Annotated in this window: 10 protein-coding genes; 6 read left to right on the forward strand and 4 right to left on the reverse strand. The window is 74.7% G+C overall.

Going from position 1 to position 12,700, the window contains the following annotated elements:
* Positions 1-243: 243 nt before the first annotated feature.
* Positions 244-1,002, reverse strand: coding sequence for a class I SAM-dependent methyltransferase (locus tag D7044_RS19670; RefSeq protein ID WP_120689793.1), 759 nt, complete (start codon positions 1,000-1,002; stop codon positions 244-246).
* 174 nt (positions 1,003-1,176) lie between these two features.
* On the reverse strand, positions 1,177-2,403 hold the full coding sequence (locus tag D7044_RS19675; RefSeq protein ID WP_233565050.1) for an MFS transporter: 1,227 nt from the start codon (positions 2,401-2,403) through the stop codon (positions 1,177-1,179).
* A gap of 138 nt (positions 2,404-2,541) precedes the next feature.
* On the opposite strand from D7044_RS19675, the gene D7044_RS19680 reads away from it, so the two are divergent.
* The 5 genes from D7044_RS19680 to D7044_RS19700 all read left to right on the forward strand — a co-directional run bounded on the left by D7044_RS19680 (position 2,542) and on the right by D7044_RS19700 (position 6,742).
* Positions 2,542-2,991, forward strand: a complete 450-nt coding sequence (locus D7044_RS19680) for a MarR family winged helix-turn-helix transcriptional regulator (protein ID WP_120689794.1) — start codon at positions 2,542-2,544, stop codon at positions 2,989-2,991.
* Positions 2,992-3,083: 92 nt separating this feature from the next.
* Positions 3,084-4,049 (forward strand): zinc-binding dehydrogenase, encoded by a 966-nt coding sequence (locus tag D7044_RS19685; RefSeq protein ID WP_120682088.1) that lies wholly within the window; start codon positions 3,084-3,086, stop codon positions 4,047-4,049.
* Between the two features lie 248 nt (positions 4,050-4,297).
* Entirely contained in the window at positions 4,298-5,605 is a 1,308-nt protein-coding gene (gene paaK, locus D7044_RS19690; RefSeq protein WP_120689795.1) for a phenylacetate--CoA ligase PaaK, read from the forward strand.
* Positions 5,606-5,636: 31 nt separating this feature from the next.
* The gene (paaI, locus tag D7044_RS19695) at positions 5,637-6,044 is read left to right on the forward strand and encodes a hydroxyphenylacetyl-CoA thioesterase PaaI (protein ID WP_120689865.1); all 408 of its coding nucleotides are present in this window, start codon (positions 5,637-5,639) and stop codon (positions 6,042-6,044) included.
* 131 nt (positions 6,045-6,175) lie between these two features.
* A complete protein-coding gene (locus D7044_RS19700; RefSeq protein WP_233565051.1) occupies positions 6,176-6,742 on the forward strand; it encodes a dienelactone hydrolase family protein in 567 nt (188 codons plus the stop codon).
* Positions 6,743-6,769: 27 nt separating this feature from the next.
* Here D7044_RS19700 and D7044_RS19705 read toward each other — a convergent pair whose 3' ends face one another.
* Together D7044_RS19705 and D7044_RS19710 are read right to left on the reverse strand one after the other, a co-directional pair.
* On the reverse strand, positions 6,770-7,300 hold the full coding sequence (locus tag D7044_RS19705) for a GNAT family N-acetyltransferase (RefSeq protein WP_233565052.1): 531 nt from the start codon (positions 7,298-7,300) through the stop codon (positions 6,770-6,772).
* 74 nt (positions 7,301-7,374) lie between these two features.
* On the reverse strand, positions 7,375-9,483 hold the full coding sequence (locus D7044_RS19710; RefSeq protein WP_233563456.1) for an adenylate/guanylate cyclase domain-containing protein: 2,109 nt from the start codon (positions 9,481-9,483) through the stop codon (positions 7,375-7,377).
* 243 nt (positions 9,484-9,726) lie between these two features.
* Between D7044_RS19710 and D7044_RS19715 the strand changes: the two genes are divergently transcribed.
* The gene (locus tag D7044_RS19715) at positions 9,727-12,627 is read left to right on the forward strand and encodes a helix-turn-helix transcriptional regulator (protein ID WP_120682094.1); all 2,901 of its coding nucleotides are present in this window, start codon (positions 9,727-9,729) and stop codon (positions 12,625-12,627) included.
* Positions 12,628-12,700: the final 73 nt, after the last annotated feature.

Consider the following 12,700-nt stretch of genomic DNA (forward strand, 5'->3'; position numbering starts at 1 on the left):
CTCGCTCGCCGGCACGCCGATGTGCGCCGACGCCGACAGGCGATGCCCCGGCGAGGCCGACCCGCCCCCCCCCCGGCGCACGTCGCTGCTCGGCAGGGCGCCGGCCGTGCCCACCGCAGGTGTCGAGTGGCTCCCCTGAAGGGCCGAGGGCGGCGACAGGGGGCCATCCTGCCGAGACCGCGGCGGCGGGAGCCGCGCGCAAGATCACCGAGCCTCAGGATACGCCCGCAGGGGCGGGGCGCGTCAGCGGAGGCCGACGACGGCGGCGTCCGCACCGCCGCGCCAGAGGGTGCCCACCTCGCTGTAGCCGGCGTCCGTCAGCGCCGCCAGATGCCACGAGACGGGCGGCGTCCACTCGGGGCTGTGACCGGTCGGGTAGATGGCGTGTCGGCGCTCGACCAGTGGCGCGAGGACCGGGTCATCACCCGCCCGCTCCCACCACTGGGACCAGGGGAGCGCGGCGCCGGCGGCGTACCGGGCGGCGCGATGGGTGTGGGCCCGGGCGGCGAGCCGCTTGGTGAGCTGCGGCAGGGCGTCGTCGGGCATGTGGTCGGCGTTGACGAGGATCCCGTCCGGCCGCAGCACCTCGCGGATCTCGGCGTAGAGCCGGGTGAGCCGCTCGGCCGGCAGCCAGTGCAGGGCGGTGGCGGTGAGCACCGCGTCGTACGCCCGGTGGGGGAGCGCGGCCACCCAGTCGGCGCGGCCCAGGTCGGCGCTGATCACGGTGGCCCGGCCGGCCAGCGAGGACTCGGCGATGGCCAGCAGCGCCGGGTCGAGGTCGAGGACGGTGATCTCGGCGTCGGGGAAGCGGGCCAGCGCCCGCAGCGAGATGGTGCCGGTGCCGCCGGCGAGGTCGAGCAGTCGTGGCGGTACGCCGTCGGTGACCGCGTCGACCGCGTCGAGCATCGCGGCGAACCGGTGCTCGCGGTCCGGCAGGTACGCCTCCTGCTGCCGGTCCCAGCTCTCCTGCCAGGCCGCGACGTCACTGATGTAAGGGCTCATGTCCCATGAGGCTAGTTACATCATGGGTCGCCTGTCCAGACCTTGTTGCCAACAATATGCAACAAGGGGATGATGATCGGGCGATGATCCCTCGCCGGGTCGTTCCGTCCTTGCCCGGCGGGTCGGACCCACCGGCGGCGGGGCGTCGAACACGCCTCGCCGCCGGCTGGGCCCTCAGGCCACGCCGGCCGGTTCCCGCAGCTCCTGCGCGGTCGGCTGCTCCGGCCGCCGGGCGGCCAGTCGCAGCGAGAGGAGCAGCACGGCCAGGCCGGCCAGGGTGAGCGCGGCGCCCGCCCAGATCGGCGAGGTGTACCCGAGCCCGGCGGCGATGGTCAGCCCGCCGACCCAGGCGCCGAGCGCGTTGCCGACGTTGAACGCCGCGATGTTCGCGCCCGAGGCCAGCGTCGGCGCCTCTTGGGCGTAGTGCATGATCCGCATCTGCAGTGGTGGCACGGTCGCGAAGCCGAAGCCGCCCATCAGCACCAGCGCGGCGATGGTCGACGCCTTGTTCCCGGCGGTCAGCGCGAAGGCCGCGAGCACCACGGTGAGCGCGGTCAGCACGACGACCAGCGTCCGCGACAGTGAGGTGTCCGCGGCCCGGCCGGCGAGCAGGTTGCCGGCGAAGAGGCCCACCCCGAAGAGCACCAGCAGCCACGGCACCGAGCTGGATGCGAAGCCGCTCACCTCGGTGAGGGTGTAGGCGATGTAGGTGAAGGCGCCGAACATCCCGCCGAAGCCCAGGATGGTGATCGCCAGCGAGAGCCAGACCTGTGGGTGGGTGAAGGCCCGCAGCTCGCCGCGGAGCCCTCCGGTCGGGGCGTCCGCCGCCCCCGCGGGACGACCGGGGACGAGCAGGACCAGGCCGATCAGCGCGACGACGCCGATGGCGGTGATTGCCCAGAACGTCGAGCGCCAGCCCAGGTGCTGACCGAGCAGGGTGCCGAACGGTACGCCGAGCACGTTGGCGATGGTCAGCCCGGCGAACATCATCGCGATGGCGCCGGCCCGGCGGGCCGGGGCGACGAGCCCGGCGGCGACCACCGCGCCGATGCCGAAGAAGGCGCCGTGGCAGAGCGCGGCGACGACCCGGCCGACCATCATCATCGAGTAGCTGTCGGCGACGGCCGAGAGCAGGTTGCCGACGATGAAGAGCACCATCAGGCCGAGCAGCACCTGCTTGCGGGGCAGCCGGGTGACAGCGGCGGTCAGGGCGACCCCGCCGATGGCGACGCTCAACGCGTAACCGGAGATCAGCCAGCCGGCGACCGGCTCGGTGACCGCGAAGTCCGCGGCCACCTCGGGCAGCAAGCCCATGATCACGAACTCGGTGAGCCCGATGCCGAACGCGCCGATGGCCAGCGCGATCAGGCCGGCGGGCAGGGACTGGGAACGTGCGGACATGAGACCTTCCGGTCGGGCTGGAGGAGTGATTGCGCGCGTATGCAACTACACGCGCCGACAACCAGATAGTTGCACGCGCGCTATACCGGCGCAAGCGTGATAGCCTCTCAGTGGTCCGCACCACTGGAGGGAAGCGGCATGGGCATCGGCGACGACGCGGTCGAGGTCCGCGCGCAGGGCTGGCGAATCCTCGCCGCGCTGCACGGACAGATCGAGACCGCCCTGGAGCGGGCACTGCAGGCCGACCACGAGCTGTCGGTCGTCGAGTACACGGTGCTCGACGCCCTCTCCCGGCAGGACGGCTGGCACATGCGGATGCGTCAACTGGCCCGCGCCGCCGCCCTCTCCGGCAGCGCCACGACTCGGCTGGTCACCCGCCTGGAGGAGCGCGGCCTGCTGGCCCGGATCCTCTGCGCCGACGACCGGCGCGGCATCTACACCGAACTCACCCCGGCCGGCTCCGACCTGCTCGCCCAGGCCCGGCCCACCCACGACCGGGTGCTCGCGAGCGCACTGGCCGAGGCCGAGCAGACCCCGGAACTGGCCCCGCTGGTCGACGCCCTGCACCGCCTGCCGGCGCTCCGCTGACCTGCCCGGGAGCGTCACACCGCCGGCCGCTTGACCTCAACCCCACTTCACCGTCGAGGCTGGTCGTACCGACGAGCCAGGCGGAGGACGCTGTGCGGGTGATCGAGGTGGCCGCGTTCGGCGGCCCGGAGGTGCTGACGGTGACCGAGGTGCCGGAGCCCGCGCCCCGGCCCGGCGAGGTGCGGGTCGAGGTGGCCGCCGCCGACGTGCTCTGGGTCGAGACGGCGATTCGCCGCGGCGCGGGCGGCACGCACTTCCCGGTCCGGGCGCCGTACCGGCCGGGAGTCGGGGTGGCCGGCATCGTGAGCGCGGTGGGCGAGGGCGTCGACCCCGCCTGGACCGGGCGGCGGGTCGTCACCCGCACCGACGAGCGCGGTGGCTACCTGGAACGGGCGGTGGTGCCGGCCGACAACCTGCTGCCGGTCCCCGACGGAGTCTCCCTGCCCGACGCCGCCGCGCTGCTGCACGACGGGGTGACCGCCATGGGCCTGCTCGACCAGGTGCCGCTGCGCCCCGGCGACCGGGTGCTGGTCACCGCCGCCACCGGCGGGCTGGGCGCGCTGCTGGTGCAGGAGGCGCGGGCGGCCGGCGGATACGTCGTCGCGGCCTGCCGGGGTTCGGCCAAACGCGCCGCCGCGTACGAGCTCGGGGCGGACCTCGCGGTGGACTACACCGAGCCGGGCTGGACGGGCCTCGTCCGAGCGGCGACCGGCGGGCTGGACGTGGTCCTCGACGGCGCCGGCGGCGGATACGGACGGGCCGCCTTCGACCTGCTGCGGGCCGGCGGCTGGTTCTCCGCCCACGGCACCCCGGCGGGGGAGTTCGCGGTGCCCGACGCGGACGCCGCCGCGGCCCAGGGCATCACCGTCCTGAGCATCGCCGACGTGCAGTTCGACGTTGAGCGGCGACGCCGCCACCTGCGGGCCGCGCTCGACGCCGCCGCGGCCGGGCGGATCAAGCCGCTGATCGGCCAGACGTTCCCGCTGCACCGGGCCGCCGATGCGCACCGCGCCATCGAGGACCGGTCGGCGATCGGCAAGACCCTGCTGACCGTCTGACCCGGACGACACCGGTCCGCCCGGTTCGCGAGGCGCTGCTGTGGCGGCACCGGCCGGTCCGGCCGGCGGCGGGTCGGCTGCCGCGGGTACCCCGAGTCGGCGGACGGCCCGAGTCGGCGTACGGTTTCCGCCATCGGCGGGCCCGGGAACCACCGGGCGCCGGTGCGAACGCCCCGTGCGGCGACGTGCCGGCGCGAGGGCGGCGACGCGGACGTCGATGGCGCCGCCGTCGTCGCGCAGGAGGAACGATGCAGGACCGCACCCCTCGCCCCGAGGACCTGGAGCCGATCGAACGGGCCGGCGTGGACGAGCTGCGGGCGGTGCAGCTGGAGCGGCTGCGCTGGTCGCTGCGGCACGCGTACGACAACGTCCCGCACTACCGGCGGGCCTTCGAGGCCGCCGACGTGCACCCCGACGACTGCCGTGAGCTGGCCGACCTGGCCCGGTTCCCGTTCACCGGCAAGGCGGAGCTGCGGGAGAACTACCCGTTCGGCATGTTCGCGGTGCCCCGCGAGCGGATCGCCCGGCTGCACGCCTCGTCCGGCACGACCGGCCGACCCACCGTGGTCGGCTACACGCGTGAGGACCTGCGCACCTGGGCCCGCCTCATGGCCCGGTCGATCCGGGCCTCCGGCGGTCGTCCGGGCGACCGGGTGCACGTCGCGTACGGCTACGGCCTCTTCACCGGCGGCCTGGGCGCGCACTACGGGGCCGAGGAGCTGGGCTGCACCGTCATCCCGGTCTCCGGTGGGATGACCGAGCGTCAGGTGATGCTGATCCGCGACTTCGAACCCGAGATCATCATGGTCACCCCCAGCTACCTGCTGGCCATCGTGGACGAGATGCAGCGGCAGGGGATCGACCCGCGTACCACCTCGTTGCAGGTCGGCATCTTCGGCGCGGAGCCGTGGACCGAGGACATGCGCCGGGAGATGGAGCAACGGCTCGACCTGCACGCCGTGGACATCTACGGGCTCTCCGAGGTGATGGGTCCCGGCGTGGCCAACGAGTGTGTGGAGACCAAGGACGGGCTGCACCTCTGGGAGGACCACTTCTACCCGGAGATCATCGATCCGGTCACCGGTGCGGTGCTGCCCGACGGGGAGCGCGGCGAGCTCGTGCTCACCTCGCTCACCAAGGAGGCGATGCCGGTCGTCCGGTACCGCACCCGGGACCTGACCCGGCTGCTGCCGGGCACCGCCCGCCCGATGCGCCGGATCGAGAAGATCGCCGGACGCACCGACGACATGATGATCGTGCGCGGGGTGAACATCTTCCCGACCCAGATCGAGGAGCTGATCCTGCGTACGCCCGAGCTGTCCCCGCACTTCCAGTGCGTACTGGGTCGGCAGGGGCGGATGGACACGCTGACCGTGAAGGTGGAACGCCGGCCCGGCGTGGCCGTCGACGCCGCCGAGCGGGCCGGCGAGGCCCTGGTGGGCCTGGTCAAGAACACGATCGGGGTGAGCGTGTCGGTCGAGGTGATCGCACCGGACGGGGTGGAGCGTTCGATGGGCAAGATGCGGCGCATCGTCGACCAGCGCCCGGCGGTCTGACGTGGGGGGCGAGCGCAACGCCGCGTACGACATGTTCGACGCCGATCCGGCCTCCCGGGGGCTCGGGGTCGAGCTGGTCGAGGCGGCCGACGGCGCGGCGGTGGCCCGGATGCGGGTGACCGACACGATGATCAACGGGCACGCCATCGCCCACGGCGGCTTCGTCTTCCTGCTGGCCGACACCGCGTTCGCGCTGGCCTGCAACAGCTGGGGTCCGGCCACCGTGGCGGCCGGAGGGGAGATCACCTTCGTCCGGCCGGCGCGCCTGGGTGACCTGCTGACCGCGACCGCCACCGAACGCACCCGCTACGGCCGTAGCGGCATCTACGACGTCACCGTCACGCGGGAGGACGGCGCGGTGGTCGCCGAGTTCCGCGGGCGTAGCCGCACCATCGTCGATCGGCCCGCGCCCGCCGACGCCAGGGCGCCCGAGGTCTGATCCGCAAAGCTGGCGCGCGAGCGCCGATTCGTACCGCCGGTGCCCGCGTGCTGATCCGCACGTCGCCGCCGGGCCGGGAAGGCCGGCGCGGGCTGCCCGGCGCGCCGCTCGGGATGCGGCAGGATGGCCCGATGGGACACGTCGTGCTCTTCCACTCCGTCTACGGACTGCGCCCGGCGGTCCTGGCGGCGGCCGAGCGCCTGCGTGCCGCCGGGCATCAGGTGTCCACACCCGACCTCTACGGCGTACCGGCGGCGGAGACCGTCGAGGCGGGCTTCGCCCTGCTGGAGAAGATCGGCCAGGACGTCGTGCTCGGCCGGGCCGCCGAGGCCGTCGCGCAGCTGCCGCCGGACACGGTGCTGGCCGGCTTCTCGATGGGTGCCGGGGTGGCCGGGGCCCTGCTCGCCGAGCGGCCCGCCACGGCTGGGCTGCTGCTTCTGCACGGCACCGGCGGCTCGCCGGCGGCGGTCCGGCCGGGGCTGCCGGTGCAGCTGCACCTCGCCGACCCCGACTCGTACGAGCCGCCCGAGGAGGTCGACGAGTGGGGCACGGCGATGACCGTCGCCGGGGCGCAGCTCGAGGTGTTCCGCTATCCCGGCGTCGGGCACCTCTTCACCGATCCGGACGTGTCCGACCACGACGCCGCCGCCACGGAGACCACCTGGAGCCGGGTCGAGGCCTTCCTCGACGGCCGTTGACCCTCGGCACTCGACCCTCGACGGGGCTCAGCCGACCCCGCGTCGCATGCACACCCGGGTGGCTGGATCGAGCCCGAACGCGATCTCCGACTCCAGCACCCTGCTCAGGCCGGGTGTGACCTCCGCCGGTGTCAGTTCGACGAATCCGCAACGCGCGTAGTAGGGCGCGTTCCACGGCACGTGCCGGAAGGTCGTGAGCGTCAACGCGGGCAAGCCGAGCTCGACGGCCCAGGCGCCGACGTGATCGAGCAGGACCCGGCCGACGCCCCGGCGGGAGTGGTCCGGGTGGACGCTTATCTGCTCGACGTGGGCGCTGCCGTCGATCACCTCGACCACTACGAAGGCGATCGGAGGACCGCTGTCATCCACGGCCACCCACGCCTGCCCGTCCTGCTGGTACCCGGTCAGAGCATCGATGGAGAGCGGGGGATTGTCTGCGACGTCGGCCATGCCGACCTCGCGGAACAGCGCCCCCGTGCTCACCTGGATCCGCTGAAGACCGGCCAGGTCGCCCGGCAGGGCGCGTCTGACCCGTACCGCGGTTCGCTCTGGTGTCACGCCGGCTCACGCAATCAGATCGTGGACGTGAGGTCCATCGAATATCGCCCCGGAGCGGCACGGTCCTGGAGCGCTCAGACGGCGGCGGTCTCGGCCGTGACGGTGGAGGAATCACCGGCGGCGGCCGTGTCGGAACGGGCGGGCGGCGCCACCGCCTCCGCCGCCGGGTCGCTGCGATCCGGCCAGATGCCCGCCCGGCCCTCCCGTGACGTAGGGATCGGCTGCCACCAGGCGGGCCGGTCGGGGCTGACCGGGCGCTCGGCCGGGAACCGACGATCGCCGGCGGGTTCGCTCGGCCGCGCGTCCGCCGCCGAACGGGAGTTGGATCGCCGGGTCGTAGCGTCCAGTCGTGGTGCCGGCGGGGCCGGGTTGACCGGGAACGACCCGGTCGACGACGGGTTGCTCCGGCCCGAGCGGGCGGGCTGCGTCTCGGGCCGGGTGCCGACCCGGCACGGTGCCGGCCCGACCGCGTCCCGGACGACGTGACCCGGGTGTGCCGATTCCGGTTGGCCGGTGGCGCGCGAGGCGAAGACGGCCCGCAGCCGTCGAGGCAGTCGGTCGGCGGCCACCCGGCGCAGCGCCGGCGTCGCCAGGGCGTACCGGCCCTCCGGGCGGGCGACCAGCAGGTCGGCGGCGCGCAGGGCGGCCAGTGCGGGCCGGGCCTGCCCGGGCGCCCAGTCGAGCAGCCGCTCCACGGCGCCGGCGGTGAACCCGTCGGGCAGGGTCGCGCCGGCCATCAGCGCGGCCCGCCGGGTGCCGTCCAGCCGGTCCACCTCGGCGCCGACCGCACGCCCCAGCGCCTCCGGCAACGGCGGTTCGGCCGGGTCCGCGCCGTCGGCCAGCGAGTGGACGTACGCGACGGCGTGACCGGGCGTGTCCCCGACCAGCGGCAGCAGCCCGGCGACCCGGTCCACCGGCTGGCCCGCGCGGACCAGCAGCTGCCGCAGCAGGCGGCCGGTCTGCACCGCGGCCAGCGGGCGCAGCGGCACGTGGCAGCGTCGCCCCCGCGCCACGGGCAGCACGTCGGCCCGATCCGTTCCGTGCAGGGTCACCACGGCGAGCGGCAGCTTCCGGGCGCTGGCCGCGGTGAACAAGGCGTGCAGGAAGCGGTCGACCGCCGGGGCGGCCCGGTCCAGGTCGTCCACCCCCAGCACCAGCGGCCGGCGAGCGGCCAGGCGTAGCAGCACCTCGTGGAGCCAGGCCGCCGACGCGGCGGCGGTGGCGTCCGGCACGGCGAGCAGCCGCTCCAGCGCGGGCAGCGCCGTCGCCAGCCGGGCCGGTGGGAGCAGCCCGGTCAGCGCGGCGGAAAGCCGCCCGCGGAGCACCGACGGCGGATCCGTCGGGCGCAGACCGACCAGATCGCGCAGCAGGTTGGCCACCGGGGCCAGCGACTCGTGCGGGTGCGGCGGGCAGGACGCGACACACCAGCGCACCGGCACGCCGTCGACCACGTCGAGCGCCCGGGTCAGCTCGTGCAGCAGTCGGCTGCGGCCGCTGCCGGACGGACCCGTCACCGACACCCACCCCGGACTGCGCTCGCGTACCGCCTGGACGATCCGCTCCCGGGCGGTGGCCAGTTCCCGCCGCCGACCCACGAGCGGGCCGTCGTGCCGCGCGGTCGGCTGCCCGAGCGGCGCGGCCACCCGCCAGATACCCATCCCGGGCGTCCGGCCCGGCACCGCGATCGGGGCCAGCTGCCGCTGCGACAGCAGGCCGGCGGTGGCCCGCTGGGTGGTCGGGCAGCAGACGACCGCGCCTGGCGGGGCGTACTCCTGCAACCGGGCCGCGGTGGTGATGACCGCGCCGCTGGCCACACCATGTGCGCCGTCACGGGCGGCGGGCAGCTCCACCACGGCTTCGCCGGTGGCCACGCCGACCCGGACCCGCAGCACGACGCCGTCGGTCAGCGGCCGCCGGTCCAGCGCCGGCTGGATCTCCAGCCCCGCCCGCAGCGCCCGGTACGCGTCGAACCCGTCCGACTCGCGGGCACCGAACAACGCCATGACCGCGTCACCGACGTACTTCTCCACCACCCCGTTCCAGCGGCGCAGCACTCCCGCCACGGTGTCGAAGTACGCCCGCTGCACCGCCCGGACGTCCTCCGGGTCGAGCCGGTCCACCAGCGCTGTCGAGCCGACGATGTCGACGAAGAGCACCGTCACCGTGCGCCGTTCCTCCGGCACCGGCCAGCACGCAGACGGGACCCGAGGCGCGCCAGCGGCGGACGTCGACATGGCCTCCCACCTGCCTTCCTCCCGTAGACGGCGGATGATCCCAGGAGACTCGCACCCGCGCCCCTGCGGCGGATCCGTAGGACGACGTATGTCGGCCGCCCGCAAGGGTTGGTCGCATTGGCGACGCGAGGAGCACCACATGGGGCAAACGGCCGTAGAACGGTGCGGGGGCCTGTGACTAGGCTGCGTGCCATGGCCAGCGATGTGGACACTGCACCGCTCGTCGGCCGGGCCGACCTGCTGAAGTCGGTCCGGTCGGCCCTGCTCGACGATGTGGCGCAGGGGCACACCGCAGCCGTCTTCCTCACCGGTGAGAGCGGCGTGGGCAAGACGCGGCTGCTGCGCGAGGCCGGCGCGCAGCTGCGCGACGCCGGCGCGCTGGTGCTCACCGGCTCGTGCCTGGACATCGGCGACGCCTCGCCGCTGCATCCGCTGCTCCAGGCGCTGCGCCGCTTCGACGCTGAGCTGTCCAGCTCGCACACTCGCACCTCGTCCGCCGTCCGGGCGCTGCTGCAGATGTTCGCCGACGAGACCGCCGGACCCGACGGTGCGGGCGCCCTGCTGGAGCGGGTCTCCCGCGGGCTGCACCTGATCGCCGAGGGCCGGCCGCTGGTGCTGGTCCTGGACGACCTCCAGTGGGTCGACCGGAGCACCCGGCAGCTCCTGCTCTACCTGCTCGCCGGCCTCGGCGACCTCCAGCTGTCGGTCCTCGCGGCCATCCGGGCCGAGTCGTTGCAGGGCGCGCACCCGCTGCGCCGGGTTCTCACCGAGCTGCGCCGGCTGCGCTCCGTCCGGGTACTGGACCTCGCCCCGCTCGATCGGGGCGCCACCGAGCAGCTCGCCGCCGCGGTGGTCGGCCGTCCGCTGGCCGCGGAGTCGGCCGACCAGGTCTGGCAGCGCAGCGGCGGCAACCCCTTCGTCATCGAGGAGCTCGCCCGGGACCTGCGCGACGGACGCGCCGGCCTCTCGGAGACCCTGCGGGAGATCTTCCTGGCCCGGGTCGACGCGCTGCCCCAGCACGCGCACGCCGTGGTGCACGCCGTCGCCGCCGGAGTGGAGCCGGTGGAGCACTGGCTGCTGGCGCAGGTGGTACGGCTGCCGGAGCAGGAGCTCATCGACGCCATCCGGGCGACCGTCGCCCATCGACTGCTGGTCAGCGCGGACGACGGTTACCGGCTGCGGCACCGACTGGTCGCCGAGGTGCTGGCCGACGAACTCCTGCCGGCCGAACGTTCGGCCCTGCACCGCCGCTACGCCGAGGCGCTGACGTCGGTGGAGGCCGAGCTGCACCAGGCCCGGCTGGCACACCACTGGCGGTTGGCCGGGGAGCCCGCCCGTGCCCTGCCGGCGACCGTGGCCGCCGCACGGGAGGCGGAACGGCTGCACGGCTACGCGGAGGCGCACCGGCACTGGTCGGTCGCGCTGCAACTGGCCGACGCGCCGACCGTCGGCGCGCGTACGGTCGACCGGGCGGACCTGCTGGGGCACGCCGCCGAGGCGGCGCACCACTGCGGCGAGCACGCCCGGGCGTTGGCGCTGCTGGAGGAGCTGGCCGGCGCGGGCGGCATGTCCACCTGCGCGCTGCACATCCGCCGGGCCCGCTACCTCGCGGCGGCCGGACGCTCCGCGCTCGCCGAGGCGGAGTACCGGCGGGCGTTGGAGGCCGACGACTGCACGCCCCGGGAGCGGGCCACCGCCGCCGCCTACCTGGCCGAGCTGCTGCTGCACCTCGGTCGGTACGCCGACGCGGGGCGGCGGGCCCGGGAGGCGTTGGAGCTGACCGCGGTGGTGGACGGCGCCACCTCCGAGGTGGTGCTCGCCAGCGCCGCCCTCGGCTTCAGCGAGGCGTACCTGGAGGACCCGGACGCCGGTCTCGCGGTGGTGCGCCGAGCGTTGGAGATCGCCGAGCAGGCGGGCCGTCCGGACGACGTGGCCTGCGCGTACCTGCACCTGGCCGAGCTGCTCACCGGCCCGCTGAACATCCTCGAAGAGGGGGTGGTGGTGGCCCGGCGGGGCGCCGAGCGGGTCGCCGAGCTGGGGCTCGGCCGCACCTACGAGACCCGGCTGCTCGCCATCGCCACGAACGGTCTGTTCCGGGTGGGGCAGTGGGCCGAGGCGGAGAAGGTCGTCGCCGCCGCGCTGCGGCACCGCCCGTCCGGCGCCGACGCCGTGGAGCTGCTGCTGGCCCGGTGCCGGCTTTCGGTCGGCTACGGCGACATCGAGGCGGCCGACCGGGACCTCGACGCGGTGGCCACGGTGCTCGCCGGTGGCGGCGCCCGGCACGTGATCCCGCTGCTGACCCTGCGCGCCGGGCTGGCCATGTGGCAGGGGCGGCACGACCTCGCCCGCCAGGCGGTGCAGCGGGGCCTGACCGAGAGCCGCTCCGACGACGTGGCGATCCTCGCCGCGCTCGTCTGGCACGGGCTGCGGGCCGAGGCGGAGGCGCATGCCGGGCGTACCGTCCCGGTCGACCGGACGGCGGTACGGCGGCTGCGCGACGTCGCCGACCGGGTGGCCCGCAAGAGCGAGAAGGCCGCCCGCCCGGTACGTGACGTCGTCGACGGTTTCCTGGCGCTCTGCGCCGCGGAGGTGAGCCGGCTCGACGAGAACGAGCCGGAGCTGTGGGCCCGGTCGGTGGCCGAGTGGGATCGCCGCAACCACCCCTACCCGGCGGCCTACTCCCGGCTGCGGCAGGCGGAGGCGCTGCTGGCCCGGCGCAGCCGGGTGGCGACCGCCGGCAAGCTGCTGCGCGAGGCGTACCGGACGGCCCAGGGGCTCGGCGCGGTACCGATGACCTCGGAGATCAGGACGCTGGCCAGCCGCGCCCGGGTGACGCTGGAGGAGCGCGAACCGTCCCGCGGGCGGGACACGGCGGTCGACCCGGCGGGCGACGACGAACTGGCCACGCTCACCGCCCGCGAGCGGGAGGTGCTCGCGGCCGTGGCCGAGGGGCTGACCAACCGGGAGATCGGGCAGCGGCTCTTCATCAGCGAACGGACCATCGGCGTGCACGTGTCGCACATCTTCGACAAGCTCCAGGTCCGTACCCGGGTCCAGGCCAGCGCCATCTACCTACGTACCGGCCGGGGCTGACCGGCGGCGCGCGCGGCGCTTCGGATACGTCGTTCTACTGATCCGGCGGACAGCGCCGGGCTGAAAGGCTGTG

Source organism: Micromonospora musae (genome assembly GCF_003626635.1).
In the GTDB taxonomy this organism is placed as follows: Bacteria; Actinomycetota; Actinomycetes; order Mycobacteriales; family Micromonosporaceae; genus Micromonospora; species Micromonospora musae.

Coding starts and splice junctions, on each gene's coding strand:
- paaK (WP_120689795.1), top strand. CDS start 4,298: ATGCAGGACCGCACCCCTCGCCCCGAGGACCTGGAGCCGATCGAACGG.
- D7044_RS19675 (WP_233565050.1), bottom strand. CDS start 2,403: ATGTCCGCACGTTCCCAGTCCCTGCCCGCCGGCCTGATCGCGCTGGCC.
- D7044_RS19670 (WP_120689793.1), bottom strand. CDS start 1,002: ATGAGCCCTTACATCAGTGACGTCGCGGCCTGGCAGGAGAGCTGGGAC.
- paaI (WP_120689865.1), top strand. CDS start 5,637: ATGTTCGACGCCGATCCGGCCTCCCGGGGGCTCGGGGTCGAGCTGGTC.
- D7044_RS19715 (WP_120682094.1), top strand. CDS start 9,727: ATGGCCAGCGATGTGGACACTGCACCGCTCGTCGGCCGGGCCGACCTG.
- D7044_RS19700 (WP_233565051.1), top strand. CDS start 6,176: ATGGGACACGTCGTGCTCTTCCACTCCGTCTACGGACTGCGCCCGGCG.
- D7044_RS19680 (WP_120689794.1), top strand. CDS start 2,542: ATGGGCATCGGCGACGACGCGGTCGAGGTCCGCGCGCAGGGCTGGCGA.